Raw genomic sequence first — 25,318 nt, 5'->3', positions numbered from 1 at the left:
GGCATCCGGCACAGAGGGGGAGATCAGGCCGCGGGGGTCACGGCGACGGCGCCGGCGGGGTGGCGGGGGAAGTCGTAGCGGACTCCCGTGAGCCGCTCCGACAGGTCCCACAGGCGGCGGGCGGTTCCGGGGTCCGTGGCGGATGCGGCCGGCCGTACGAAAGTGGGGTGGCCCTTGGCCTCGTTGCGCCCGTCGGGGCCGATGAACCGGCCGCCCCGGGCGTGCGGGGAAGTGGCCGCGTAGAGCTGGTTGAGCGCGCCCGTCTCCACGTCCTGGGCGAGGAGACGGTTGGTGACCTTGAGGACCGCCCTGAGCAGCCCGGTGGGCCCGGAGGACTGGAGGTTGGTGGCTGAGTAACCGGGGTGGGCCAGGACGCTGCGGACCGGGACGGCGCTCGCGCGCAGGCGCCGGTCCAGTTCGAGGGCGAACAGCACGTTGGCGTACTTGGACTGGGCGTAGAAGCCGCGTGGTGAGTAGGAGCGTGCGCCGTCGAGGTCGTCGAAGTGGATGGCCCCGTTCTTGTGCAGGGTCGAGGTGACCGTCACCACGCGCGGGTCGCGCCCGGCCCGCAGGCGCTCCAGCAGCAGGCCGGTCAGCGCGAAGTGCCCCAGGTGGTTGGTGCCGAACTGGGACTCGAACCCCTGCTTGGTGAGGGAGCGCGGCGGCATCATGATCCCCGCGTTGTTGACGAGTACGTCCACGGGCGCGTCGAGGGCGTCGGCGAACGCGCGGACGGAGTCCAGGTCGGCCAGGTCCAGAGTGCGCAGTTCCACGGAGGATCCGGGGAGCTCGCCGCGGAGCCTGTCCAGCGCGGCTCCGCCTTTGCCGGTGTTCCTCGCGGTGAGGATGACGTGGGCGCCGTGGCGGGCGAGTTCTCGCGCGGTGACGTAGCCCAGGCCGCTGTTGGCACCGGTCACGACGATCGTGCGGCCGGTCTGGTCGGGGATGCGGTCGGCCGTCCACCGGCCGGCGGCGGGAGCGGCATCGGGAGCGGGAGCGGAAGCGGTGGTCATCGGATGTCTCCGTCCGGGTCCGGTTGCGGTTGCGGTCGCGGCGGGGTGCGGAGCAGGTCGTCGACGCTCGCTTCCAGCAGCCGGTGCAGGTGGGCGCGGTCGACGGGGAGTTTGCGGATGGCGTGCAGGGCGGCGAGGCCGTGCGCGGTGGCCCAGATGCGGGCGATGCGGTCGTCATAGGGGTCCGTGATCCCCAGGGCGTCCGCGATCACGGCACCGACCGCGTCGCCTTCGGTGACGGTGTCGGCGGCGGGCACGTGGACACCGCCGAGGCCGTACATCACCTGGTAGAGGTCCGGCTCGTCGAGCGCGAAGTCCAGGTAGGCGGCCGCCGCTTCCTGGACCGTCGTACCGGCCGCGCGCATGAGGGCGGCGAGCCGGGTGAAGCCGTCCTTGACGAAGGCCAGCAGGATGTCGTCGCGGCCCTTGAAGTAGCGGTAGGCGTAGTTGGCGGAGTAGCCGATCCGGTCGGCCAGGCGGCGCATGCTCACCGCGTCCCAGCCTTCGGCGCGGGCCAGCTCACGGGCGGCCTGGAGGATCTCGGTCCGCGTCTCGGCGCGTTCGCGCTCGCGGCGCTGCCGGGAGCGCGAGGGCTCGGGCGCCTGCGCCGGGGGCGTCATGAGGCATCGCCTTCTTCCCGGCTGTGCGCGCCGGCGGGCACGCCGGCAGGTGCGTCGGCGGACGCATCGGCAGGTGCGTCAGCGGGCGCGCCGGGCATCTTCATCGGCGCCAGCAGGCCCAGCTGGGTGAAGAACTCGACGGTGTTGAGCTCGTCCCAGTGCTCGACCGCCATGCCGTCCCGTACCCGCCAGATGTCCAGCGACCGCATCTCCACCGGTCGGCCGGTGGGCTCCTCGCCGAGCAGGGATCCGAGGTGGGTGGCGCGGTAGGTGAACCTGCCGACCACGCGGTCGCCGTCGGCGAGGACGTCCTCGAGGGTCACGCGGGTGTCGGGGAAGGCGGCGAACCAGCGGCCCCAGAAGGCCCGGTTGGCCTCCCGGCCGTTCTCGACGTAGGGGTTGTGGTTGACGTAGTCCTCGGCCACGAAGCCGTCCACGGCATCGGGGTCATGACCGTTCATCAAGGCGGCGAACGCGTGCGCGACAGTCTGCTGAGCCATCAGAGCCTCCGGTCGATCGATCGACGATGTGGTTACACCGTACACGGTGTGTACGGTGTAACCAATAGTGGGATCGATCTTCGCCGGCCGGATCGGCCGCGGGGTCCTTCAGGCCCCGGGCGCCGAGCTTCCGGTCCGGCCCGGCCGCGTTCGAGGAGAACGACACCTCCTGCTGCTACGCGCTCCAGGACAAGGCCCGGGCCCCCGGCCCCGGCCGCGAACCCCGGGAGGTCTACGTCGTCAAGGCCGGCACCGGCGCTCTCGGCGAGAGCCCCGTCCAGGGCCGTGACGAGGCCGCCTGCTGCGGCGGCGGGCCGGCCCGGGCGGCCATGGCCCGGCACGCCTCGGCGGACGGGCGGACGCGTCCTCCGTCCCCTACAGCGAGGAAGCCGTTCAGGGACACCGGGGCAGACCCGGGACCGGCCCGTCGTTGTCGCCGCCGCTGATGTAGACGACGGGGACCCAGACGCGACGGTGACCGCTGTCGTCGTCGGTCATCCCCCAGTAGTGGTTGTAGTAACGGCCGTCGGAGTAGTAACCGCCCCAGGTCTGGCAGAAGAAGTAGTTGGTGCCGGCGTTGAGGCGCCCGACGGGCCGGCCGGTGCAGGAGTCGGTCTGGTCGGTGGTCGTGCACTCGTAGGACGGAGCGGTCTTCCACACCCGGCAGTTGTACTTTCCCCCGCCGATGGCGGAGCAGCCGGCCAGGGCCGCCGCGTCCGGGACCCCGGCCACCCCGGCGGACGCACCGGCGGGCACTCCCGCGGACGCCGCCGCGGCGGGCACGGCCGGGCCCACCGCCGCGAGCAGGGCGAGGACGACGACGGGGATTCCTCTCGCCTTCATGTCACTGGCTCCCTTCCCCTCTTCGCGCTGATGTGACACCGGTGTTCCCCGGCCCCGCGCCGGCCCGCGGGCGGCACCTCGGTGTCGGCCCGCAGGGCCACGGGAGGGGAACACCGCGCACAGTAGCGGCGCCGGGGCGCACCGCCTACCCGGCCCGCGGGGGCCGGGCGGCGTCCCGGCTCATGTCGTCACATCGTCACGTCGGCGGCCGTTCAGGCGATGGGGACGTCGACCTGGCGGTTGCGCTGGCTCGGGGCCAGGTTGTCCTGGTCGGCGTGGCGCCGGGTGCCGTCGGAGAAGAAGAGGGTCGAGCGGACGTTGAGCTTCCAGGTGTCGTGGCCGCGGGGCTCGATTCTGATGCGCAGCCGTCCGTCGCGCATGGACGACCATGTGGCGGGCTCCGTCAGGCTCAGGGCGTACGGTCCGTCGGCGTCGCCGTCCTCGAACTCGTCGTCGCCGAAGTGCTCGCCGAGGGTTCCGATGGTCTTGTTGGTGTGGTCGGTCACCGAGGTGAAGACTTTCGTGTCGTGGTCCTTGTTGTCGTAGGTGGTGTAGAAGGTCACTTCGACCGCTGTCAGTGTCGCCTCGGCCCGTGTCCGAGCCTGAGCCTGTGCTTGGGCTTGGGCTTGGGCTTGTGCTTGGGCGGTCTTCACGGTGGGGGGCGTGCCGGCCGCCTCGGCCGTTCCCGCTCCGATGCCGGTCACCATCAGGCCCAGTAACACCGCTGTGCCCGCTGCCTTCTTACGCATCGTGTGCATCGTGATCGTTCCTCTCCCGTCGGCCGCGTCGGCGCTCGGTCACCACGACTATGGCTGCGGCCGGTGGTGTCCGGGCATCCCCAAAGTTGGGGATGGCGGGGTGACGGCCCCGGTGTGCCGGGGCCGCCGGCTCCGGGGGTCAGGAGTCGAGTGCGGCGAGCAGTTCGTCGCGGCCGCTGACGCCGGTCTTGCGGAACACCGCTTTGACGTGGGCGTTGACGGTGTGCGGGGAGACCTCGAGACCGCGGGCGATCTGTTTGGGGGCCGCCCCGGAGTACAGGTGCCGCAGGACCAGGCTCTCGCGGGCGGTCAGGCCGTGCCAGGCCGCGAACGTGGACAGGAGCAGGGTGCCGGTGGCTTCCTGGAAGAGCACGGCGACGTCGCCTTCGCCGTGCTCGTCGAGGGGCTGGGCGTGCACGGCGACACGCCGTCCGAGGTACGCCGTGGGGCTGCAGGCGAGCGGGCGCGGTGCGCCGGGGTCGGCGAGGTGGCGCCGCGCGGCCAGGGAGATCTCCCGCATCGACACCTGCGGCATCCACCGCGGTGCCAGGCCGCGTTCCGGGCTGATCTCCCGCATCCACGCGCGTGCTTCGGGGGTGAGCGAACGCACCTGGTGGTCGGCGCCGACGATGGCGACGCCCGCCGGGAGGTGCGCGCCGCTCGGAGGCGGTGCGGCGGTGGCGTAGCCGCGCAGGAGGGTGATCAGCAGCGGGGAGAGCCGGGCGAGCCGGGCGGCGTCCTCTCCGTCGAAGGGTCTGCCGCCCGATTCCCGCAGCAGGGCCAGCAGGCCCCATGCCCCGTGGCGGTCGCGCAGCAGGAGGCGGGCCTCGGACCCGGCTCCGTGTGCCGCCAGGGTGCTCAGCACTTGCCGGTGCCCTGGAGTCGGGCGGCTGTTTCCGTTACTCCCGTCGCTTCCGCCGAACAGTGCCACCGGCGCCGGGTGGCGGGTGATGTCGGCGGGGCTGAACGGGTCATCGCCCAGATAGGCGTCGTGCAGCTGCGCCTGTACGAGGTCGGGGCTGAAGTCGTGCAGGAAGCCGAAGGAGACGGCGCCGGTGGCGGGATTCATCCCGAACAGGCGCAGCCCGTCGTGCGCGACCCAGGGGGTGACGGCCTGTGAGACCAGGGCGGCCAGTTCGTCCCGTACGAACCGCTCCCCGACCGCCGCCTCCAGGCAACGGGCCACCCCGTCCACATCGCCCACGCATCGACTATGGTCCCCTCCCCCTGATCCAGTCCAGGGACGGGTCCCGCCGCCCGGTCGGCGCGGCGGGCCTGGGCTGCTGTGTGTGCCGGCGGGGGCGCCGCTGGACGGTGGTATCCGCTGGTCGCCGGAAAGGTATCGATTTGCCGTGTTTGCTTTCCCGGCGTATCAAGGCTTGGACGGGCTCGGTGAAGCGTGAGCGGCGCGGGGTCCTGCCGCCGCGGCATGACAGGAGTGACTCACGTCACGGGGCGTCGATGTCACAGCTCGCCGTGCTGTCTCGTCCAAGGTGTGTAACCGCACAACGGCAACGGAGCGCATCATGGAAGCACGTCTGAACCCCTTCACCAACCCGGTCCTGGGCAAGGTCTTCAAGCACATCATCGCCGCGGGCAAGGTGCTCGAGGGTTCGACCTTGCCGGCCTCGACGCAGGAGCTGGTGAAGCTCCGCGCCAGCCAGATCAACGGCTGCGGCTTCTGCACCGACATGCACTTCAAGGACGCCGTGCACGCCGGGGAGTCCGCGGAGCGCCTGAACCTGGTCGCGGCCTGGCGGGAGGCCACGGTGTTCACCGAGGCCGAGCGCGCGGCGCTGGAGCTGGCGGAGGAGGCGACCCGGATCGCCGACGCGGCCGGTGGTGTCCCGGACGAGGTCTGGGCGAATGCCGCCAAGTACTACGACGAGGACCAGCTCGGTGCCCTGGTGGGTGTGATCACCGTCATCAACGCCTTCAACCGGGGGAACGTCATGCTCCAGGTGCCCGCCGGTGACTACCAGCCCGGCCAGTTCAGATAACGGGAGATGTTGTCCGGGGCGGCCTGGGCCGCCCCGGCCTGCGGCCCCGGCAGCGGAAGGGCCCTGCTCGTTCCCTGCCGGCACCGCCGGCGAGCTTCTCGGCGGCACCAGCGGTGTGTACGGCGGCTGCCGGTGGCGGAGCGCGATCTGAAAGGCCGGCGCGGGTCCGGCTTCCCGGCCGGGCCGGCGGGAGCCCGGGGGCGGGGCCGGCCGGTCCAGACCCGTGAACGAGCCGGTCATGTCGGTGTCGTTGACGGCTGTCACTAGAGTCGGCCCCGGCACGACGAGCCCCACGTCCGCAGCCCGTACCCGGCTGCCCGCCCTCACTCCTCCCAGGGCCAGTGGGCGTCCCGGCCGCTTTCGAGGAGTGGCACCATGCGGAACGCCGCGTCGGTGAGGCCGCCGAAGGTGTGGCGGTGGGCGGATCCCGAGGGGGCGTGACCCGGCCGGTAGCCGGCCAGGTTCCAGGTGTAGACGGGGATGTGGGCGGGGACCTGCTCGGTCGGGCCGCCCGCGTGGTGGTGGGCGGCCTGTTCGTCGGTGACGATCAGGACCCGGTCGTGGCCGCAGTAGTGGCGGCGTACCGCCTCGGTGGTGTCGGTGCCGCCCAGGCTCCCGAAGCGGTCGAGGACCTTGAGGACAGGCTCGCCCGCGCGGTAGGCGACGGGCGCGCTGGTGGTGCCGAACTCGACGAGGTCGGCGTCGGCGGCGCGTAGCGCCACGGCCGTGCCGAAGACGGCGGCGGCGTCCGCGCGGTTGAGCCGGGAGCGGTCGGACAGCGGTGACCACATGGAGCCGGAGCGGTCGACCAGGACCAGGGTCCGGCCGGGCAGGCGGGGCACGTTCTCCAGGGAGTGGGCGAGGGCCCGCTCCAGGGAGTGGGCCCAGCGCGGTGAGGGGGCGTGCTGGTGGGCGGCCAGGTAGCGGAAGGGGAACTGGCGGGAGCGGGCGACCTCTTCGGGGTCGGCTATCCGGGCGGCCACCTGCCGGGCGGCCTGGTCGGACACGCCGGCCTCGTCGAAGTTCCGCAGGTTGCGGACCAGGGCCATTGTGCCCATGGAGGGGATGACGGCTTCCCAGGCCGCCGCGTCCATCGGGCCCTGCAGCCACCCGGCCAGTGCCTCCCAGGTCATGCCCGCAGCGGCGAGCCGCTCGGCGCCGCCGTCACCGGTGACCACGGCCCGCCGCTCCGCCACGGGCACGGCCATCAGCGCGCGGTGCGCGGTCAGGGTCCGGTCGGAGGCGGGCGGGATCGCGGTGTCGGGGTGGTGGCGGCGGTCCAGGGCGTACTGGAACAGCGCGCCCTGCCACGGCTTGTCCGGGCCCGGCGTGGGGTGGACGAGGTTGAGGACGTCGCCGAAGCGGTAGCCCTTGGAGCCGGTGTCGTACTTCAGGAGGCTGCGGCCGGTGTACAGGCGCCGGACGGCGTCGGCGATGCCCCGCTTGACGGGCTTGGGTACGTTCCGGCCGTAGGCGGAGGTCCAGTAGGCCAGCAGCTCGCCGGGCTCGTCCGCGCGGCGCAGCACGGAGTCGACGACCTGGCGGTTGGCGGGGCCGGCGGTGGCGCCGGCGTCGAGACGGGCCTTGACGTATGCGGCGGCGCCGACGAGGGAGGCGGTGCGCATCTGCCCGTCGCCGCGCAGCCACGCGAGGAGGCCGGCGGTCCAGGCCGGGTCCTCGACGGCGAGCTTGCGGACCAGGGTGGCGAACCGGTCGTCGCGGGCGGTGCCGCTCTCGTGGTGGGTGTGCTGGGAGACGAAGTCGTCGATCGCGAGGAGGAACAGCTCGGAGCGGGCGTCCCGCGTGTGTCCCTCGCCGCCGAGGTGGGTGCGGGTGCGCCGCCCGGTCGTGGTCACGGGCGAGACGGGCCCGGCCGCCTCGGGAGCACGGCTGGTGCGGGTGGTGCGGGTGGTTCGGGTGTTGAAACGTGCCATGTGAATTCCCCCGAATTCGTCCGGGGAGAGCACGGCACAGGGGCGTCCGAGGTCACGAGGTCGGCGACGGTACGGACAGCTGCTCTGCCGAGCTGAGCTACACCAGCCCGTGGCTGGGACGGGATTCGAACCCGCGACCGGCTGTTCCAGGAAGTAACCGTCACCTGCGCACCGGACGCCCCGGTGCCGCGCCTCCCGAGTTCAAGGTGGCCACGGCATGGGATTCGCACACAACGAAGTAGCCGTGGCCCGCGCACCGGGAGGTGCTGAAGCTTGGTGTGTCCAGAGTTCGGGGCGACGGAACCGACAAGGCGCTCTGGCCCCTGAGCTACACCGGCCTGGGTGCCGGCGGCGGGATTCGAACCCGCGGCCTCCCGATGAGGAGTCGAAGTAGGTCCCGTCTTCGCACCTGGACGCCGCTCACTCTAGGAGTGCGGCCGCCCGGGGCGCCAAGGGTTTTACGGGCCGGCAACGCACCGGCCCGGGCCCGCCCAAGGCACATGGGCGGCCGGCGGCGGACCTGTGCGGGCCCCCGGGATCCGCCGCGTTCCCGGGGCCCGCGGGCCGCCGGCTTCGGCGCGCGCCGTTCACGGCAGGAGGGCGGCGGCGAGTTCGCCGGGGCGGGCGGCGAAGGGGGTGTGGCTGCCGGGGAGGGTGCGTACGGTGAACGGGTTGCCGGGCACGGCCCGGTCGGCCTCCCTGATCATCAGGTCCTGCACGGCCGGCGTCAGTGCCCGGTCGTCCGCGCAGCGCAGGAAGGTCCGGGGTATCCGCCCCCACCGCGGCGAGGTCAGAGTGAGGGGTGTGGTGACGAGCGCCAGCGGCAGGTCGGTGCTCAGTGCCGAGCGCCAGCGGCCGAAGCGGCCGGGCGGGGTGTCCTGGTAGTGGGTCCGGCGCAGTTCCTCGGTGTAGGCGGCATCGGGTGAGAGCGGGTTGATCCGTACGGCGCCCAGTTCCTCGGGGTTGCCGAGGGTGAGGCCCCGTCCGCGTGCCGTGGCGTTCTCGGGCGAGCCTGCGTAGTCGGAGAAGCGGGGGCGTCCGGCGGGGACGAAGGCCGAGAGGTAGACGAGTGCGTCGACGAGCTCGGGTGCCCGTTCGGCGGCCAGGGACGCGGGGCCGCCGCCCGCGCTGTGGGCGACGAGCACGACGCGGCGGTGGTGGGGGCGTACCCGGGCCAGGGTGCGGAGCACGGTTTCGGCGCAGTCGTCCATCGTCACGGTGGCCAGCGGGGACTTCTCGGTGCGCAGGTGCGGCTGGCCGGGCAGGAGGTATCCGGTGGGCAGGGGTGCGTCGAAGCCGTGTCCGGGCAGGTCGACGGCCACGCTCGCGGCACCGGTCGCGGCGAGGGCGCGCTGGGTCGCCGCCCACTGCGCGGAGCCGTGCCAGGCGCCGTGCACGAGGACGTAGACGGTGTGGGCGGGGGAGAGTTCGTTCATGGCGTCATTGCACGTGACCTGCGCCCCGGTCATCCAGGGGAAGATCTGACAAGCTGGCTCGCGATACTCAGGGGATATCGCGGCAGGGGGCTGACATGGAGGCGCGGCACCTGCGGTATGCCCTGGCGCTCGCCGAGCACGGGCACTTCGGCAGGGCGGCCGGGGCGCTGGGGATCGCGCAGCCTCCGCTGTCCAAGCAGATCGCGGACCTCGAACGCGAGGTGGGTACCCGGTTGTTCGACCGTACGCGGCGGGGTGTGTTCCCGACGGCCGCGGGCGTGGCGTTCCTGGCGCGGGCGCGCCGGGCGCTCGGGGAGATCACGGCGGCTTCGGTGGACGCGGCGCGGGCCGCGCGCGGTGAGACGGGCCGGCTGCGCCTGGGGTTCATCGCTTCGGCGCTGCTGGAGCCCCTGCCGGACGTTCTCGGCCGGTTCGGCCGTGAACGGCCCGATGTGCGGCTGGAGTTGCACGAGATGGCGACCAGCCGCAGTACGGCCGCGCTCGTCGCGGGTGAGCTGGATGTGGCCATCACCCTGGGCCGGCCGCGGGGTACGGGTGCCGAGCGGCTGGTGTCCGTCCCGATCGGGCACGACCATCTGGTGGCGGTGGTGAGCGGGGCGCATCCCTTCGCGGGCCAGGCGTCGGTGAGCGTGGAGCAGTTGCGGCGGCAGCCGCTGATCGTGGCGCCCGGCGAGGACGAGCCGGCTCTCACCGGCACGCTGCGGGCCCTGCTGGGCGAGGACTCCCCGGCGGTCCTTGCCGGGGCGAGTGTGGCGAGGGACATCCACACGATCATCGGCCTCGCCGCCTGTGGTGTGGGCGTGGGTCTGGGGCCTTCGCGCATGCTGTCGGTCCCGAGGCGGGGTACGTGGTTCTGTGAGGTGACGCCGCGCACGTCCCTGCCCGATCTGGTCCTGTCCTTCGACGCCCGGGAACGCTCGCCGGTGCTGCGCGCGTTCCTCGGCGTCGTCCGCGGGAACTGCCCCGACGCGGCCGCCGCGCTCGACCTCCGGCTCGGCCCGCGGGAGGAAGGCGGCCTGTGACGTCCGGGCGTCTCCCCGGGGGGTGTGCCTGATGGGGGTCTAGGCGCGGGCTTCGCGCCACATCGACCAGAGGGTCGGGCCGCCCGCGGATACGTGGATCTCGCCGCGCACGGTGAAGCCGAAGTGTGCGTAGAAGGCGAGGTTGGACCGCTTCGATGATTCGAGGTGGACCGGCAGTCCGGCCGCGTCCGCCTTGGCCAGGCCCGAGCGCAGCAAGGCGGCGCCGTGGCCGTGACCCTGGGCCGCGGGGTCGGCGCCGAGGACCGCCAGGTACCAGTGGGGTTCCTGCGGGGTTTCCCTGCCGACGAGTTCCAGCATTTCTCCCAGGCGGGCCACGTGCTCGCCCAGCAGGTCGTTGATGCGGGCGAGTGTCTCCTCGTCGGGGTGCTGTTCGGCGGTGCCGGGCGGGGTCCAGAAGGCGGCTGCCGCGCCGGTGTGTTCACAGTGGCCGAGGGGGCCGTATTTGTGCGTGAGCATGACGTCGAACCACTGGGCGAGGCGGTCCGCGCGCCCTTCTTCGGCGGGGAAGAGCCACAGCATCATCGGGTCGTCCGCGAAGGCGCGGGCCAGGGTGCGGGTGAGGTGGGGAGCGTCGCCGCTCTCGACGGGCTCGGGTGTGTTCGGTGACTGCATGCGGCCACGGTAGGTTCCAAGATCTTTCCGGCGCATCGGTCGTTCTACCGATGCCCCGCTCCCCCGCGTTCCGGCCGTCGCGCGGCGCGGCGGTGCGGTGCGGCGCGGCGGTGCGGCGCGGCGGTGCGGCGCGGCGGTGCGGCGCGGCGTTCGCGGGTTGCGGCGGGCCGGTCCCCGGCCGGTGATGCCGCGCGGGAGGGGGGTCCGCGGGGTCATCTGTCGGGCGTGTTTTCGACCGGGGCCGGATGCTGTCGGTCGCCCGGGCAAACACGGTGCGAGGAAAGGTCACTGCATCGAGGTAATATTTATGGTTTTTCAGGGGTGGCTGGGCGTAAGGCCGTTACTGTTCCCCAGTGCAGGATCTGGACGGATTCCCGGGCATTCTCCCACTTTTTCCTCTTTCGCCGGTGACGCGTGCGTACGCCGCTCACCGTCCTCACGAAGGAGAGCTCACCCCGATGAACGTCGGCACCGGCCCACGGGCGCGGCGGCCGCGGCCGCGTGGGCGGTCCCGCCCCGGCACGCCGGCCGCCCGCGGGCCCGCCACCGCGGGCACGCCCGGCCGGGGACCCGCGCGACGGCCGTGACATCCCGGAGCCGTGCGCGCCGGCCCGGAGCCGTGCGCGTTCGGCCGGACGTGCCCGCGGTGGCGGGACAGCCCACCCTCATCACCAAGGAGTCAAGGAGCTACGGATGCCCGATCCCAGGCCTTCCCCCCTGCCGTCGAGCCTGTCGGCCACCGCCCTGCCCTTCATCCCCGCCCCCGCCGCCCACCTCCCCGGCGCGGGGGCCGTAGCCGGACCTCACGCCGGACCTCACGCCGGGCCGGGTGACGGGCACGCGCGGGAAGGCGCCGCCGCGGCGGGGCGGCCGAGCCCCGCCGTGGAGCTGATCCTGCGCGGCCCCAGCGGTCTGGGCACGGCGGGCCTGCACCTGGCCCGGCGTGAGGAGCCGCCCGCGCCCGAGGTGCCCGGGACACCGGCGGCGGACGGGGCACCGGCGGCGGACAAGGCGGGCGAGACGGGTGAGGCGGGTGAGGCGGGCAATCCGATCCCGGGCCTCTACCACCACCCCGTCGCCGAGCCCGACCCCGTACGGACGGAGGAGGTCAGCCGCAGGATCAAGGCGTGGGCGCTGGACGAGGTCGAGCTGTATCCCGAGGAGTGGGAGGACCAGTTCGACGGCTTCTCCGTGGGGCGCTACATGGTGGCCTGCCACCCGGACGCCCCCACCGTCGAGCACCTGATGATCGCCACGCGGCTGATGGTCGCCGAGAACGCGGTCGACGACTGCTACTGCGAGGATCACGGCGGCTCCCCCGTCGGCCTCGGCGGGCGCCTGCTGCTCGCGCACACCGCTCTCGACGCCCTCCACACCACGCAGGAGTACGAGCCGGCGTGGGCGCGGTCGCTCCACGCGGACGCGCCGCGGCGCGCCTACCGCTCCGCGATGGAGTACCTGGTCCAGGGGGCCGGCCCGTCGCAGGCGGACCGGTTCCGGCACGACATGGCCCGGCTGCACATGGGGTACCTCGCCGAGGCGGCCTGGGCCCAGACCGACTACGTCCCGGAGGTGTGGGAGTACCTGGCGATGCGGCAGTTCAACAACTTCCGCCCCTGCCCCACCCTCACCGACACCGTCGGCGGCTACGAGCTGCCGGCGGACCTCCACGCGCGGCCCGACATGCAGCGGGTCATCGCGCTCGCCGGGAACGCCACCACCCTCGTCAACGACCTCTACTCCTACACCAAGGAACTCGCCAGCCCCGGGCGGCACTTGAACCTGCCCGTGGTGATCGCCGAACGTGAGGGCCTCTCCGAGAGGGAGGCCTACCTGAAGGCGGTCGAGGTCCACAACGACCTCATGCACCGCTTCGAGGCCGAAGCCGCCGCCGTGGCCGCCGACTGCCCCGTCCCGAGCGTGCTGCGCTTCCTGCGGGGAGTGGCCGTGTGGGTCGACGGCAACCACTACTGGCACCAGACCAACACCTACCGCTACAGTCTGCCCGATTTCTGGTAAGGACGGTACATATCCGTGTCCAGCACCCACTCTGTCGCTCCCGCCGCCCCCGCGTTCGTCCCCGCCCCGGCGACGCCCTACCAGGGGGACATCGCCCGTTACTGGGACCACGAGGCCAGGCCCGTGAACCTGCGTCTCGGTGACGTCGACGGCCTCTACCACCACCACTACGGCATCGGCGACGTCGATCACGCCGCCCTCGGCGACCCCGAGGACAGCGAATACGAGAAGAAGCTGATCGCCGAGCTCCACCGCCTGGAATCGGCGCAGGCCGAACTCCTCCTGGACCACCTCGGCACCGTACGGCGCGAGGACACGCTTTTGGACGCCGGCTGCGGCCGCGGCGGCTCGATGGTCATGGCCCACCAGCGCTTCGGATGCCACGTCGAAGGCGTCACCCTGTCGGCCAAGCAGGCCGACTTCGCCAACCGGCGCGCCGGCGAACTGGGCATCGAGGACCACGTCCACGCCCGCGTCCGCAACATGCTCAGCACGCACCTGGAGACCGGGCAGGCCGCGGCCTCCTGGAACAACGAGTCGAGCATGTACGTCGACCTGCACGACCTCTTCGCCGAGCACGCGCGCGTCCTGGCGGTCGGCGGCCGCTACGTGACCATCACCGGCTGCTGGAACCCGCGTTACGGCCAGCCCTCCAAGCGGATCTCCCAGATCAACGCGCACTTCGAATGCAACATCCACTCCCGCCGGGAGTACCTGCGCGCCATGGCCGACAACCGCCTCGTCCCGCAGGCCGTCATCGACCTGACGCCGGCGGCCCTGCCCTACTGGGAGCTGCGGGCCACGTCCTCCCTGGTCACCGGCATCGAAGAGGCGTTCATCCAGTCTTACAAGGACGGCTCCTTCCAGTACGTCCTGATCGCGGCCGACCGCGTCTGACCGGCCGCCGGCGGGTAAGGGCCGGGCCCGCCGTCCGGCGGGCCCGGCCTCGTCAGCCTTCGACGCCGGTGGAGGTGTGGGCCGCGCCCACGGGCTTGGACTCCGGTGAGCCCCGCTGGCGCAGGTAGACGGACAGGACCGCCATGGAGGCGACGGCGAGCAGTTCGGACTGCCAGTTCTGCAGGGTGCGGTCCCAGAAATCCGGCAGCAGCAGGTACGCGCCCCAGCTGTCGGGGGCCTGCAGTTCCCTCAGCTGCCGCTCGTTGTGCGCCGCCGCGCCGGTGATGGACTGGGCCAGCCAGGACAGCAGGAACACCGCGCCCATGACCAGGCCCAGCGAGCGGGCGTAGACGCTCCGGCGCCAGCCGCGGGCCCGGGCCCAGCGAGGCGAGTCCTCCGCGGCGTACGCGCCGACCATCTGCTCCTCGTCCGACTCGGTGCCGGCCTTGTGCGGGGCCTTGGACTCCGGGGAGCCGCGCTGCACCAGCCATACGGTGACGAAGACGAAGAGGAAGAACTGAAGGTACTCCGACTGCCAGTTCTCGGTGACGTCGACGGCGAAGTCCGAGGAGGTCACATAGCCGCCGAGGCCGACGGGGGCCAGGCCCTCGTCGAGGAGCTGACCGTTGAACTCGGCGTGCCCGGCGAGCGCCTGGCCCAGCAGGGTGAGCAGGAATCCGGCCCCGAAGGCCAGGCCGAGGCCGTTGTCGCGCAGGAAGCTCCGGGGCGGTTCGGTGCGCGGAGCCCCTTCCCCCGCGGGACGGCCGGGCCGGCTCACCGGTGCATCAGCCCCAGCGCCGTGAAGTACGCCAGGCCGCAGACGAGGACCAGCAGGACGCCGAAGAACATCACCCGCATGCCCCTCACCCGCCCTTGATCCCGCACCTGTACGGCTTCTCCGGGCGCTCCTGGCAGCCGGCCGCGGTGACCTTCCAGCCGCCGGGGAAGCGCGACAGGAACACGGTGTCCCGCGTCAGGACGGCGCGGGCCTGGTTGCCGTAGACGTCCACGTGGCGCACCGCGCCGCCCGCGGGCACTTCCTCCTGGCCCATGGCTTCCTCGCAGGTGACGCGGGCCGACCGGGCCAGTTCCTCGCGTGTGGTGGGGGCCAGTACGGCGCACGCCGCCGCGTACCGGCGGGCTCGCAGGGCCTTCTCGAAGTGTGCGGTGGCCGCGGTGGCCGCGTCGCGGCGTTCGGAGACGGCCGCGCACCCGCTCGCCGCGCAGACGGCGGCCGCCGCGAGCACCACGCCGATCCACCGGCCGGTCACCGACCACCTCGCTCACCCGTCCGGGCCGTACACCCTGGCCGTACTCCTTGGCCGTACGCCCTGTCCTTTACGCCCCGGCCGGCCTGCCGATCAGTGCGGAACCGGTACCCGGGTGCCCGCCTTCCCACTCCCCCGGTGCGCCGTTCGGCCCACTGCCGCAGCCCGGCGGGCAGCCCCCTGGCGGGACCCGCCGGGGCCGTACGCCCTCTCCTCGGCCGGCGCGGCCGAGGTCTCTCCCGGTTCGGCCGTTGTCCGTTCGGCCGCCGAGCTGACAAAGCATCAGCCTGGTTGTCCGCCGGCGCGTTGATGGCCGCGGCCCGTCGAGCACAGTGGTCCGGCGGGGAGCGCACGCACCCCCGCCTCGCACCCCGCCACGGAGGGAACACGGCCATGACGTCAGCCACCCGCTTCCGCTTCACCCGCCGGCATCTGGCGCTCACCGCCGGTGCGGCCGCGCTGGCCGCTTCCGGCGGGGTGTGGTTCGCCGCGTCGTCCGCCTCCGCCCGGGCGGAGCTCAAGCCGGACATCGTCACCGCCACCGCCAGCAAGCACAACACCGCCCAGGCCACGGCCGTCTGCCCGCCGGGCAAGCACGCCACCGGCGGCGGCTGGCAGAGCAACGGGGACGGGAAGGACAGCTATCCCGCCCCCGACGGCAGAGGCTGGACCGCCGTCGCCGCGGGCCCGTACACCATCAACCTCACGGTCTACGCCGTCTGCCAGGCGGACTGACCTCCCCTGGGGTGGGCCGGGCCGGGCCGCCCGGCCGGCGGAGGAAGCCCGGCCGGCGGAGGAAGCCCGGCCGGCGGAGGAAGCCCGGCCGGCGGAGGAGGCCCGGCCGGCGGAGGAGGCCCGGCCAGCGGTTCCCGCCTCGTCACAGCGGCTGGTCCGCCGCGCCCTCGTGCTCGTACTGGGAGCACACGCGGCAGCCCTGGCCGGCGACGACGCTGGCGAGCCGGTGGCGGCTGAGCTCTTCGCAGCGCACGCACCGCGCGGCCCAGGGGGCGGTCGCTCCGGGGTACCTCTCCGTGGGGAGGAGACCGACCGCTCTCATGTACGCCCTGGCTTCACTGCCGGTGTACCTGTTCCTTTCGCGCTCCTCGGCGACGGCGGCCACTTCCCGCTGCGCCGCTTCCTGTTTCCTGCGCTCACGGACCCGGCGCCAGGAGTGGACCCATTCGTCGAAATACCGCTCGGGGACGTCGCACGCGAAGAGGTACGCCTTCAAGGTCGCCTCCGAGCTGGGCAGCGTCCTGCGTTTGGTGATGCGCCAGGCGGTGTTCTTCGACAGCAGGGCGAATTCCCTGGTGGAGAGGTAGCGCTGTTCGGCGCGGCGCGCCATGGCCCGCGCCGAGGGTTCGTCGTTCTCCTCCCATACCCTCACCAGCGCGGCGCCGAGTTCGTGGTCGTTGCGTATCAGGTTCAGGCGTGGTGCCTGGGTGAGGGTGCGGCGCGCGTAGCCCTGCAGGCTCCGGCGGGCCGCTCTCCACTGTTTGTCGACCTCGGCGGAGTCGAGTCCGCAGATGCGGGTGTATCCCTGGATGACGGCGAGGCCGGGCGGGGTTTCCCCGGCCTCGGCGCGCTGGATGGTCGACAGGGAGCGGCCGATCTTCTGCGCGAGGTCCGCTCGTGAGAGGCCGGTTCTCCTGCGGCTGTCGCGCAAGAGGCCGGCCAGCTCGCCTACGACGCACTGGGGTGCCGAGATGTCCCTCATCGGCCTGCCCCGGGGCTGCTGCATCGCTGTCCCCCCTTCAGCCCTGCGCGGCGCCGGCGAGCACGCCCGCGGACCGCAGGAGGCGCCCGGGCGCCGTACCGGTCGAGCAGCGCAGGACGAGCGCCCCGGCCAGGCCCGCGCCGCACAGGAGGCCGAGGATGGCGGGGGCGCGGGTCACGGTGCCGCCGTGGGCGGCGAGGAGCGCGGCCAGGACGATGACGACGATGAGGACGACTGCCTCCGGGACGCCCAGGCGGCGGGGCGGGCCGGGGCGTGCGGCGGTGAGGGCGGGCATGAGGTGACGCCTTTCTGCTCTGCTGCGCGGGCCGGCGAGGCGGCCCGCGCCCGTGGGACTGGCTCCAACCGGGCTGCGCGCGGGGGCGTTTGGCTCCGCCACGCCGCGACGCTCAGAATCGTGCCACTGTGCGCACGGCCGCACCGCCGTATCCGGCGCGTTTATTCATGCACGTCCCACTCGGAGGCCCCCGGGAGTCATGGCATATCTGATCACTTTCAGTGATACCCGCCCATGGGCTTGCCGACTTTCGACATGAACTCCGCCACGGTGGACCCGACTCTTTCCGCTGTGATCGTGCCGCGATGGTTTTTGCCGACCTGGAGGGTGCGGCCCGCATATTCATCCATTTGTGGCCCACTTTCACTTGTCGGCACCCGGGTTTGCTGCCACGATCTGGACGTCGCCTGCGCCGCTCCTGGCTCCAACCACAGCTGAACAGGGACTTCGTGGACCTCACGTTGGCTCGTGACCCACGCGAAGGGCCGCCCCCGGCTTGTGCGGGAGCGGCCCTTTCCCGTGCCCCGGAGCGGGTGACGGGTGGCGGGTTCGGGGCGAGGGACGGGGCCGGGTACCGGGGTGGGTTCGGGCCAGGGGTCGGGGCCCGGCGGGGGCGGGGGCGGTGGCTGTCCGGGTTCGGGCCGCGGCGGTCGCGGCGTGACGGGATCCGGGTGGCCGGGGCCCGGGCGCGGGGCCGGTGCGGGGCCCGGGCGGGGGCCGGGTGACGGGGTGGGTTCGGGCGGCACCGGGACGGGCGGGGTCCGTCGCCCGAACGCCTCGTGCACCTCGTGCATCTTGTGCGCCTCGTGCGCCTCGTGCGCTTCGTGCGCCTTCCGCGCTTCGTGCATGGCGTTCAGCGCCCCTCTGGTCCGTACGAGCCCGCGGCCGCGGTTCACCCCCGCCAAGCTGGCACACCCGCCGCCCGCGGGCCCGCCGCCTGCTCCATCCGGACCACGCCCCCTCCCGTCGCGCACGGGCCGTCCGGCCGGGACGGCAGCGGAGCAGAAGGCCGGAGCGACGGCCAGGGCGCCGGGTGGCCGGAGAGCCACGCCTGAGGACACGCGCGAGGACCCGCGTGAGGGCCTCTCGCGCGCGGGCCGCCGGGGCCGGGGGTCAGCCCGCCCAGGGCAGGCGGACGGCTTCGAGCTCCGTGTCGGCGAGCACCGCACCGACCAGGGACGTGGGGCCGGCGACCTTGGTGGCCCACAGGTCGTAGTCGGTGCAGACGACCCAGGAACCGTCCGCGGCCCAGAGGTTGGACGGGCTGAAGTCCGGGTCGTCGAGGCCGGCGAGGGCCCGCGCGTCCCCGAGCCGGCCCGCCAGGACGTGGCGGGAGTCGTACTCGACGGCACGCATCACCATCGGGTTGTAGTAGGCCAGGCACGGGGTGTCGGGGCCGGCCGGGCTGTGCTCGGCGAGGAGGGCGGTCAGGCGGTCCCAGGACTCACGGTCCAGGCTGCCCTCCGTCGGCGGCTCGACGCCCACGAGCCAGCTGCCGTCCTCCGCCGTCGCGTCCGGGGCGCTGCGGTAGGAGGGCAGCATCCCTTCGCGTACGACCGGTTCACCGCCTCGCCGGGCGAGCTCGGCCCAGCGCAGGCGCCGCCAGCCGGGCCCGGGGTGCCGCGCCCATCCCAGGCCGCCGCCGGTGGTGAGCAGGCCCTCGCCGTCGAGGTCGAGGCCCCCGGCGACCAGGGGTTCGGCGCTGCCGTCCGCCAGCGCCGCCCGGCGCGCCGCGTGGTGCGACACGGTGCCGGGGCCTTCCTCGCGCTCGTACATCGCGTTGAGCACCCAGGCCGCGTCGGGCAGGCCCGGCACGAGGTAGCCGGTGAGGCCGTCGTCGCCGGACAGATGTGCCAGCCATGCGGTGGCGTCTGCGGGCGCGGGCGACCACAGTGCGGATATCTCGGGCATTCCCGTATTTTCTCATGCGGCTCACCGCGGGAGGACCGGCCGGACGCCGCCGGGGCCGAAGGGCGGAGGGTGTGCGGGGCGAACGGGTGGTTGCGCGCCGCGGGGCGCCATCGCGGGGCAGGCCGGTGGCATGAGCGAATACGAGCGTTCCCGGACGATGCCCGCGCTGTCGGAGCACGTCTTCGACCAGGCCGGTGACGTGAACTGGCTCGGCAGCTGGCTGCCGCAGGAGTTGCACGTACGGGCGGAGCGGCTGCCGGCCGTGACCGTGCACGAGGACCGCACCGGCCAGGACGAGCCCGCGCTCTTCCGCACCCGGGCCGATGAGATGCGGCTGGAGTGGGGGACGCGGGAGGGCGGCGCCTACACGGGATGGCTGCAGGTGGCCGGGACCGGCGCCGGTGCCAGCGAGGTGACGGTGCATCTGTCCTTCGCCGACGAGCGCCACGACCCCGGCGAGGAGGTGGTGCTCACCGCGCTGGAGCGGAGTCTGGAGCGGCTGGAGGAGCAGGTGCGGCTGCGGGTGGAGGACGCGGGGTAGCGCCGCGGGCCCGGGACGGACCCGGGACGGACCCGGGTTTCAGTCCGGGGGCTCGTCCTGGTCGCCGCGCGGCTCCCCTGTGCCGGCCGTCCCGCCGACGTCCTCGGCGTCCTCGGGGATCTCGGGGATCTCGGGGATCTCCGCGGTCTCGGTGTCCTCCGGGAGCCGGGGAGTTCCCGGGCCCGTCGGGCCGGGCTCCGGTAGGGTGCCCGCCTGCTGGTCCTGCATGTCCCGGGGGACGGCCTTGCCCCGGCCCGGGGGATCCTCGCCGCGCCGGCCGGTCATGGCCGGGCCCCCTCACCGGGTCCCTCGACACGCGGCCGCGCCTCGCGGCGCCGGGCGTTCCGCTCGGGAACTTCGGTCATCACGTCCTCCAAAGGGGAAGCGGTCTCTCGGTCGCGCGCCTCCGCGGCCCGGCTCCGGAGGAACGTGCCGGGCTCCCGGGCCGCCGTCCGCTCCCGCCAGGCCAGCCTAGGCACCGGCCCCGGGTGACGCGCGGCGGGAAAGGCCGGGCGGATCCGGCCAGGCATACGGGCAGGGCGTACGGGCAGGGCCTCGGAGCCGGTACGGATGCGGGTGCGGGTGCGGGTGCGGGCCGGGGGTGGTTCGTCCTGTGGTGGGGGCGTCGCGGGCCCTGTCCTCCGCGTTCACCACCCCGTCACCACGAACATCGAACACTACGAACATCGAAGGCAAGATCACTTTCTTTCCTTCATAACGAAGACGCCGGCCTGCGGCAACGCCTTCGATACCGGGAGCCCCGGCGGCCACGGGGGTTAGGGTGAACCAGGGCTTGCCGTCAGGGGCCGGCCGGGCCGGGTGCGGGTGCGCACCGGGGGCGAGGGGACGGGAGGCCGGGTGAACGTGCGCGTGCGCCGGTGGTCGCCGGCCGCTGCCGCCGCGGCGCTGGCCGGGCTGTGGGCCCTGCTGCTCGTCCTCATGGCCGGACCGGTGGCCGCCGCGGCCTCGCCGTCAGGCGCCGCCGTACCGGTCGTCACCTCGGCACCGTCCCCGCCCGCGGCCCCGCCCGCCGACCCGGTGACCGGGCCGGGCGGGCACCTTCGGGCCTGGATGGAGCCGGCCGCGGCCGCCGGCCCGGGGGCGGGCGAGGAGTACCGGGTCCCGGCGCCGGAGGCGCACGCGGTCGTCCACCTCCAGCGGCCGCACGGCCTGCCGGCCGTGACGCGGGGTCCGGTCACCGGGCCCCTGGAACTGCCGCTCCGGCCCGGTGAGATCGCCGGGCCGCGGCAAGAGCGCGCCCCGCCCCCGGCGGTCCTCACTTCACGCCGCACACGCGGTCCTCCCTTCACACGGAGCAGCTGACACCCCTCGGGCGTCCGGCCGCCCCGCTCCCCCGGCATGCCCGTACACCCTCGTGGCGTACGGGGGCCGGCCGGAGCGGTGCGTGGCGCCGGTGCCCGTCCCGCGTATGCCGTGAAGTGGAGAAACCATGTCATCCCGCGCCCGGTTGTGGCGTGCGCTGTTCGCGCTCGCCGTCGTCGCCGCGTCGTTGTACTTCGCCCTGACCACCCCCGCCCGCCTCGGTCTCGATCTGCGGGGCGGCACCCATATCGTGCTGGAGACACGGGACTCGCCCGGTGCCCGCGCGGACGCCGCCGCCACCGACCGGGTCCTGGAGGTGCTGCGCCAGCGGGTCGACGCGCTGGGGGTGGCGGAGCCCTCGCTCACCCGCTCCGGGGAGCGGCGCGTCATCGTCGAGCTGCCCGGTGTCCACGACCCCCGGGAGGCGGTCGAGGTCATCGGGCGGACCGCCCAGCTCTCCTTCCACCCGGTTCTCGGCTCCGCCGAAGGGGCCGGCCCCGCGGAGGGGGCTTCCGGCGGTGCCCGGGTGCTGCCCGCTCCCGACGCCCCGGGACGCGCCTTGCGCCTGGGCTCCCCCGCGCTGACCGGGCGTGAGGTGAAGGACGCCGAGGCCGTGCTGGACACCTCGTCGGGCGGCGGCTGGACGGTCGCGCTGTCCTTCCGGGGCGGCGGCGAGAAGGCCTGGGCACAGGTGACCGGTGCCGCCGCCTGCGCGGCGCCGGGCGAGGCCTCGCGGCGGGTGGCCATCGTCCTCGACGACCGTGTCGTCTCGGCCCCGGCGATGCGCTCGAGCGTGCCGTGCCGTACCGGGATCACCGGCGGCAGCGCGCAGATCAGCGGCGGCTTCGGGGCCGGCGAGGCCCGTGAGCTGGCCGCCCTGGTCAAGGGTGGTGCGCTGCCGGTGCCGGTCGAGGTAGTCGAGCAGCGCACGGTGGGGGCGACGCTGGGGGCCGAGGCGATCCGTGCCAGCGCCGGCGCGGCCGTCATCGGTCTCGCCTGTACGGCGTTGTTCGTCATCGCCGTCTACCGGCTGCTCGGTGTGCTGGCCACGGTCGCGCTGGCGCTGTACGGGCTGATCTCGTACGCCGCGCTGGTGGCGCTGGGTGCCACGGTGACCCTGCCGGGGCTGGCCGGTTTCGTGCTGGCCGTCGGCATGGCCGTCGACGCCAATGTCCTGGTCTTCGAACGGACCCGGGAGGAGTACGCGCGGTTGGCCGCGGGCGGCCGGCGGGGGCCGGCGGATCTGCGCGGGCCGTTGCACAGGGGGTTCGGCAAGGCGTGGAGCGCGGTCCTCGACTCCAACGTCACCACGCTTCTCGCCGCCGGGCTGCTGTTCTTCTTCGCGACGGGCCCGGTGAAGGGCTTCGGTGTCACCTTGTCGGTGGGTGTCGCGGCGTCCATGGTGTCCGCGCTGGTCATCACCCGTGTTCTCGCGGACTGGGCGCTGCGGCGGGAGGGGGTGCGGCGGCGGCCGGGGCTGGCGGGTGTGGTCGCGGGCGGGCGCGTACGTGCCGTCCTTACGCGGTGGGCGCCGCGTCCGATGCGGCGCCGGCGTACCTGGCTGGCCGTCAGTGCGGGGCTGCTGTTGCTGGCGGTGGCGGGCATCGGGGTGCGCGGGCTGCACCTGGGGGTGGAGTTCACCGGCGGGCGGCTGACCGAGTACGCCACGAGCCGTCCGCTGGAGGTGGACAAGGCGCGTGCGGCGGTCGGCGAGGCCGGGTTCCCGCGCGCGGTGGTGCAGAAGGCCGGTGACGGGGACATCGTGGTCCGCACCGGCGAGGCGGCGGATGAGGACCAGCGGCGCGTGCGGGCCGCCCTGGAGGCGGAGGGGGGCGCGGTCACGGTCGAGCGGGACGAGCGGATCGGGCCCGCGCTGGGCGGTGAGCTGCGCGGCAAGGCGCTGATCGCGCTGGGGGTGGCGGTCGCCGCCCAGCTGGTCTATCTCAGTGCCCGGTTCCGCTGGACGTTCGCCGCGGCGGCGGTCGGGGCGATGGTGCAGGACGTGCTGCTGGTCACGGGGCTGTTCGCGTGGCTGGGCAAACCGGTCGACAGTGTCTTCCTCGCGGCGCTGCTGACCGTCGTCGGATACTCCGTCAACGACACGGTGGTCGTCTTCGACCGGGTCCGGGAGAAGCGGCGGGCGCGGGCCCGTGGCGGGCGGCCCGGGATGCCGGGGGCGCCAGGTGTGCCGGGTGTGCCGGGGGGTGTCTCGTTGGCGTCCGTCGTCGACGAGGCGATCGTCCAGACGCTGCCGCGCACGGTCAATACGGGCATGGGCGTGCTGTTCGTCCTCGCCGCGCTGACGGCCCTCGGTGGCGATTCCCTGGCCGACTTCTCGCTGGCGCTGCTGTGCGGCGTCCTGTTCGGCATGGCCTCGACCGTGCTGACGGCCGCTCCGGCCGCCGTGACCCTGGAGGGGCTGCGGCCCGGCCCGGGACCGGTGCGCGGGCGTACGGGTGGCGGGGCGCGGCGGGGGTCGGGCGCGGTGGTCTGAGCCGGGGGGCGGGGCGGGCGGGGCGTGCGGAGGGGTGTGGTCCCGGGGGGGGCGGTGGTGGGCGGTGGTGGGCCGCGGCCCGGGCACCTGGTGGGTGCCCGGGCGGGTTCGGCTGCCGTGTTACTTGCTGATGGCGAAGCGCATCAGGGCGTGCTCGTCGCCCTGCTTGATCTTCCCCGTCACGTTGATGACCTCGAGCTTCCAGCTGCCGCCGGCCCGGACGGCCTTGGCGACGGCGCAGCCGTTGTCGCTGCTGAGCAGGCTGGGCCAGATGTCGGCGACCTGCTGGGAGCTGCCGCCGCTCGCGTCGTAGACCTTGAAGCTGATGTTGCGTGCCTTCTGGAAGGAGCTGCCCTTCTTGTAGGCGGCGGCGACGAAGACGATGGAGGTGATGTTCTCGGGGACGCGGGCGAACTCGACGGTCACCGTTTCGTCGTCGCCGTCGCCGCGGCCGGTCTGGTTGTCCCCGGTGTGGACGACGGAGCCGTTGCCCATCGGGTCGAGGGAGTCCAGGCCGGCGAGGCGTACGGGGTCCGCGCCCTGCATGGCGATGGCTATCAGGTCGAGGTCGGTGCCGGTCTTGCGGCGGAGCATGCCCATCACGCCGCCGCTGCTCCCGCCGGTGGGGTCCCAGGACACCCCGATGGACAGGTGGGTCACCCCGTCCAGGTCCGCCGGGCCGTCTTCCTTCTTGAGCGTAATCATGCGTGGAACATCCCTCTTGGTGTTCGAGACTGCAACACAAAGAGTGTGCCTGGGGCCTTCGGCGGGCCACACACCTGGTCCGCTAATTTCCGTTTCGTCCCGCATTGTTTGGTGTGGTGCGGGTGACGGGCCGCGGGGTGGGGGTGGTGGTTTCCTCCAGCCGGCCGGTGACGGGCTCACGCCCGTGGGGCTGCCCGGTCCCGCGGGGCGCCCGGCGTTCGGGCCCCCGCATCCGCCGGTCCCGGGCCGTCAGGCCGGAGCGGGCGGTGACCAGTTGGTTCGAGGCCCGCACACAGTCCGGGCCCCGCGGGCTCCCGGCCGGCGCCGGGAGCAGTCACATTGCCCGCCGGAGCGAGGGGATACGCGTGCCGGAGGTGTTCCGGTGCGGCGGAAAGCGCGAAACCGCGCGCCCTCCGTGAGGGCACTGTGATGATGTGGTCCTCCGCATCCGCGCCCGCGCCATGCCCGCATCCGCATCCGTGTCCGCGTCCGTGTCCGCCGCGTCCGTTTCCGTGTCCGCCGCGTCCGTGTCCGTGTCCGTTTCCAGGGAGGCCGTCGTGTCCCGAACGCCGCAGGAGATCTTCGAGAGCTACGTCTACGCCGGTTCCCTGACACAAAACGCCGATGCCCTCGCCGAGTGCTTCACCGAGGACGGCGTCTTCGAGGCGCCCCTCCTGCCGGCCGGCGCCGCCTTCCCCCACCGGCTGGTGGGCCGGGAGGCGATCCGCGGCGCGATGGCGGCGTACTACGAGCGGCAGGCGAAGGCCGACACCCGCCCGCCGAACCTGGCGAAGTCCGGGTACGTCCTGCACACCACCTCCAGCCCCGACGTGTTCATCGCCGAGATCGACACGGTCTTCGACGGGGACGGCGACGAGAACGGGAACGCGGGAGAGGACAGGGTCGTCTCGCTCGTGCAGATCTTCCGCGTCCGCGACGGGAGGATCGCCCGGCTGCGTGACTACTTCGCGCCCGGGCTGGTGAGCTGAGGGCCTGAGGAGGGGCAGCGCCCCCGGGGCGTCAACTCCGTTGGGACCAACGGGTGAAGTCCGCGGTACGGGCAGCTGCCCCCTGGGCGGAGCTGCCCTTCACCTTCACCGTCACCGTCACCGTCACCGGGCTGATCCGGGTCGTGACCGGCAGGGGGTGACCGGCGGGGCCTGTAACCAGCAGGCCCCGAACGGCCGCTTCTTCTCGGTTCGCCCGTCGCGGGTCCCGCCCCGCAGCGGGCGTTTCCCGTCCACCGGCCGTACCGGCCCGGTGTCCGGGGTGTCTCGGTCACCACCGCAGCGCACCGCACCGGGTACGGTCCTGGGCCTCCCTCAAGGGCGCGCCCCCGCACGGGTTGCCGGTGCGGGGCCCGGGGCG

The 25,318-nt window shown here is 73.5% G+C and carries 25 protein-coding genes; 9 read left to right on the top strand and 16 right to left on the bottom strand.

The features are described 5' to 3' along the window. Positions 1 to 23: 23 nt before the first annotated feature. The 6 genes from LUZ64_RS32610 to LUZ64_RS37640 all read right to left on the bottom strand — a co-directional run bounded on the left by LUZ64_RS32610 (position 24) and on the right by LUZ64_RS37640 (position 4,938). The gene (locus LUZ64_RS32610; protein ID WP_095584335.1) at positions 24 to 1,013 is read right to left on the bottom strand and encodes an oxidoreductase; all 990 of its coding nucleotides are present in this window, start codon (positions 1,011 to 1,013) and stop codon (positions 24 to 26) included. Next, on the bottom strand, positions 1,010 to 1,633 hold the full coding sequence (locus tag LUZ64_RS32605) for a TetR/AcrR family transcriptional regulator (RefSeq protein ID WP_095584334.1): 624 nt from the start codon (positions 1,631 to 1,633) through the stop codon (positions 1,010 to 1,012). Before LUZ64_RS32605 ends, LUZ64_RS32610 begins: the two co-directional genes overlap by 4 nt. Beyond that, positions 1,630 to 2,133 (bottom strand): ester cyclase, encoded by a 504-nt coding sequence (locus tag LUZ64_RS32600; protein WP_095584333.1) that lies wholly within the window; start codon positions 2,131 to 2,133, stop codon positions 1,630 to 1,632. The genes LUZ64_RS32605 and LUZ64_RS32600 overlap by 4 nt, the downstream gene beginning before the upstream one ends. Before the next feature lie 393 nt (positions 2,134 to 2,526). After that, complete coding sequence (locus LUZ64_RS32590) at positions 2,527 to 2,976, bottom strand: hypothetical protein (RefSeq protein WP_095584332.1); 450 nt, start codon at positions 2,974 to 2,976, stop codon at positions 2,527 to 2,529. 212 nt (positions 2,977 to 3,188) lie between these two features. Continuing rightward, the gene (locus tag LUZ64_RS32585; RefSeq protein WP_143593430.1) at positions 3,189 to 3,725 is read right to left on the bottom strand and encodes a hypothetical protein; all 537 of its coding nucleotides are present in this window, start codon (positions 3,723 to 3,725) and stop codon (positions 3,189 to 3,191) included. A 148-nt stretch (positions 3,726 to 3,873) separates the two neighbouring features. Next, positions 3,874 to 4,938: a helix-turn-helix transcriptional regulator gene (locus LUZ64_RS37640; protein WP_143593429.1), complete on the bottom strand. Its 1,065-nt coding sequence runs from the start codon at positions 4,936 to 4,938 to the stop codon at positions 3,874 to 3,876. A gap of 322 nt (positions 4,939 to 5,260) precedes the next feature. Here LUZ64_RS37640 and LUZ64_RS32575 point away from each other — a divergent pair, with 322 nt between their 5' ends. Next, complete coding sequence (locus tag LUZ64_RS32575; protein WP_095584329.1) at positions 5,261 to 5,734, top strand: carboxymuconolactone decarboxylase family protein; 474 nt, start codon at positions 5,261 to 5,263, stop codon at positions 5,732 to 5,734. Positions 5,735 to 6,057: 323 nt separating this feature from the next. Here LUZ64_RS32575 and LUZ64_RS32570 read toward each other — a convergent pair whose 3' ends face one another. Both LUZ64_RS32570 and LUZ64_RS32565 read right to left on the bottom strand, forming a co-directional pair. Then, a complete protein-coding gene (locus tag LUZ64_RS32570) occupies positions 6,058 to 7,668 on the bottom strand; it encodes a TROVE domain-containing protein (protein ID WP_095584328.1) in 1,611 nt (536 codons plus the stop codon). 587 nt (positions 7,669 to 8,255) lie between these two features. After that, the gene (locus LUZ64_RS32565) at positions 8,256 to 9,104 is read right to left on the bottom strand and encodes an alpha/beta hydrolase (RefSeq protein ID WP_095584340.1); all 849 of its coding nucleotides are present in this window, start codon (positions 9,102 to 9,104) and stop codon (positions 8,256 to 8,258) included. A gap of 95 nt (positions 9,105 to 9,199) precedes the next feature. Here LUZ64_RS32565 and LUZ64_RS32560 point away from each other — a divergent pair, with 95 nt between their 5' ends. Further along, the gene (locus LUZ64_RS32560) at positions 9,200 to 10,147 is read left to right on the top strand and encodes a LysR family transcriptional regulator (RefSeq protein ID WP_095584327.1); all 948 of its coding nucleotides are present in this window, start codon (positions 9,200 to 9,202) and stop codon (positions 10,145 to 10,147) included. 39 nt (positions 10,148 to 10,186) lie between these two features. Here LUZ64_RS32560 and LUZ64_RS32555 read toward each other — a convergent pair whose 3' ends face one another. Next, complete coding sequence (locus tag LUZ64_RS32555; protein ID WP_095584326.1) at positions 10,187 to 10,780, bottom strand: GNAT family N-acetyltransferase; 594 nt, start codon at positions 10,778 to 10,780, stop codon at positions 10,187 to 10,189. Between the two features lie 693 nt (positions 10,781 to 11,473). Between LUZ64_RS32555 and LUZ64_RS32550 the strand changes: the two genes are divergently transcribed. Both LUZ64_RS32550 and LUZ64_RS32545 read left to right on the top strand, forming a co-directional pair. Next, positions 11,474 to 12,799, top strand: coding sequence for a family 2 encapsulin nanocompartment cargo protein terpene cyclase (locus tag LUZ64_RS32550; RefSeq protein ID WP_095582899.1), 1,326 nt, complete (start codon positions 11,474 to 11,476; stop codon positions 12,797 to 12,799). A gap of 15 nt (positions 12,800 to 12,814) precedes the next feature. After that, positions 12,815 to 13,696, top strand: coding sequence for a geranyl diphosphate 2-C-methyltransferase (locus tag LUZ64_RS32545; RefSeq protein WP_211305095.1), 882 nt, complete (start codon positions 12,815 to 12,817; stop codon positions 13,694 to 13,696). A gap of 52 nt (positions 13,697 to 13,748) precedes the next feature. On the opposite strand, the gene LUZ64_RS32540 is transcribed toward LUZ64_RS32545, so the two are convergent. Continuing rightward, positions 13,749 to 14,474 (bottom strand): DUF6766 family protein, encoded by a 726-nt coding sequence (locus tag LUZ64_RS32540; RefSeq protein ID WP_107426654.1) that lies wholly within the window; start codon positions 14,472 to 14,474, stop codon positions 13,749 to 13,751. Positions 14,475 to 14,559: 85 nt separating this feature from the next. Beyond that, positions 14,560 to 14,967, bottom strand: a complete 408-nt coding sequence (locus tag LUZ64_RS32535; protein WP_095582897.1) for a hypothetical protein — start codon at positions 14,965 to 14,967, stop codon at positions 14,560 to 14,562. 390 nt (positions 14,968 to 15,357) lie between these two features. Here LUZ64_RS32535 and LUZ64_RS32530 point away from each other — a divergent pair, with 390 nt between their 5' ends. Then, positions 15,358 to 15,699, top strand: coding sequence for a hypothetical protein (locus tag LUZ64_RS32530; RefSeq protein ID WP_095582896.1), 342 nt, complete (start codon positions 15,358 to 15,360; stop codon positions 15,697 to 15,699). A 142-nt stretch (positions 15,700 to 15,841) separates the two neighbouring features. Here LUZ64_RS32530 and LUZ64_RS32525 read toward each other — a convergent pair whose 3' ends face one another. From LUZ64_RS32525 to LUZ64_RS32515, 3 genes are all read right to left on the bottom strand, one after another. Continuing rightward, complete coding sequence (locus LUZ64_RS32525) at positions 15,842 to 16,705, bottom strand: helix-turn-helix domain-containing protein (RefSeq protein WP_095582895.1); 864 nt, start codon at positions 16,703 to 16,705, stop codon at positions 15,842 to 15,844. Between the two features lie 13 nt (positions 16,706 to 16,718). After that, a complete protein-coding gene (locus tag LUZ64_RS32520) occupies positions 16,719 to 16,976 on the bottom strand; it encodes a hypothetical protein (RefSeq protein ID WP_095582894.1) in 258 nt (85 codons plus the stop codon). Positions 16,977 to 18,089: 1,113 nt separating this feature from the next. Further along, positions 18,090 to 18,887: a hypothetical protein gene (locus LUZ64_RS32515; RefSeq protein ID WP_095582874.1), complete on the bottom strand. Its 798-nt coding sequence runs from the start codon at positions 18,885 to 18,887 to the stop codon at positions 18,090 to 18,092. Positions 18,888 to 19,017: 130 nt separating this feature from the next. Here LUZ64_RS32515 and LUZ64_RS32510 point away from each other — a divergent pair, with 130 nt between their 5' ends. Next, positions 19,018 to 19,428, top strand: coding sequence for a hypothetical protein (locus LUZ64_RS32510; RefSeq protein ID WP_095582875.1), 411 nt, complete (start codon positions 19,018 to 19,020; stop codon positions 19,426 to 19,428). Between the two features lie 39 nt (positions 19,429 to 19,467). Here the strand turns inward: LUZ64_RS32510 and LUZ64_RS32505 are convergent, their stop codons facing one another. Continuing rightward, positions 19,468 to 19,713 carry a hypothetical protein gene (locus LUZ64_RS32505; RefSeq protein WP_095582876.1) on the bottom strand — a complete coding sequence of 82 codons (246 nt, stop codon included), beginning with the start codon at positions 19,711 to 19,713 and terminating at the stop codon, positions 19,468 to 19,470. Between the two features lie 573 nt (positions 19,714 to 20,286). Here LUZ64_RS32505 and LUZ64_RS32500 point away from each other — a divergent pair. Beyond that, positions 20,287 to 20,751 (top strand): hypothetical protein, encoded by a 465-nt coding sequence (locus tag LUZ64_RS32500; RefSeq protein ID WP_095582877.1) that lies wholly within the window; start codon positions 20,287 to 20,289, stop codon positions 20,749 to 20,751. Positions 20,752 to 20,878: 127 nt separating this feature from the next. Further along, positions 20,879 to 23,245: a protein translocase subunit SecD gene (gene secD / locus LUZ64_RS32495; protein ID WP_232390513.1), complete on the top strand. Its 2,367-nt coding sequence runs from the start codon at positions 20,879 to 20,881 to the stop codon at positions 23,243 to 23,245. Between the two features lie 120 nt (positions 23,246 to 23,365). On the opposite strand, the gene LUZ64_RS32490 is transcribed toward secD, so the two are convergent. After that, a complete protein-coding gene (locus tag LUZ64_RS32490; protein WP_095582879.1) occupies positions 23,366 to 23,950 on the bottom strand; it encodes a TerD family protein in 585 nt (194 codons plus the stop codon). 557 nt (positions 23,951 to 24,507) lie between these two features. Here LUZ64_RS32490 and LUZ64_RS32485 point away from each other — a divergent pair. Continuing rightward, a complete protein-coding gene (locus LUZ64_RS32485) occupies positions 24,508 to 24,939 on the top strand; it encodes a nuclear transport factor 2 family protein (protein ID WP_095582880.1) in 432 nt (143 codons plus the stop codon). Positions 24,940 to 25,318: the final 379 nt, after the last annotated feature.

The sequence above is a fragment of the Streptomyces albireticuli genome (assembly GCF_021228125.1).
In the GTDB taxonomy this organism is placed as follows: domain Bacteria; phylum Actinomycetota; class Actinomycetes; order Streptomycetales; family Streptomycetaceae; genus Streptomyces; species Streptomyces albireticuli.
The sequence above is the reverse complement of the archived record's forward strand: the minus strand, read 5'-3'. Positions and strand labels throughout refer to the sequence as shown.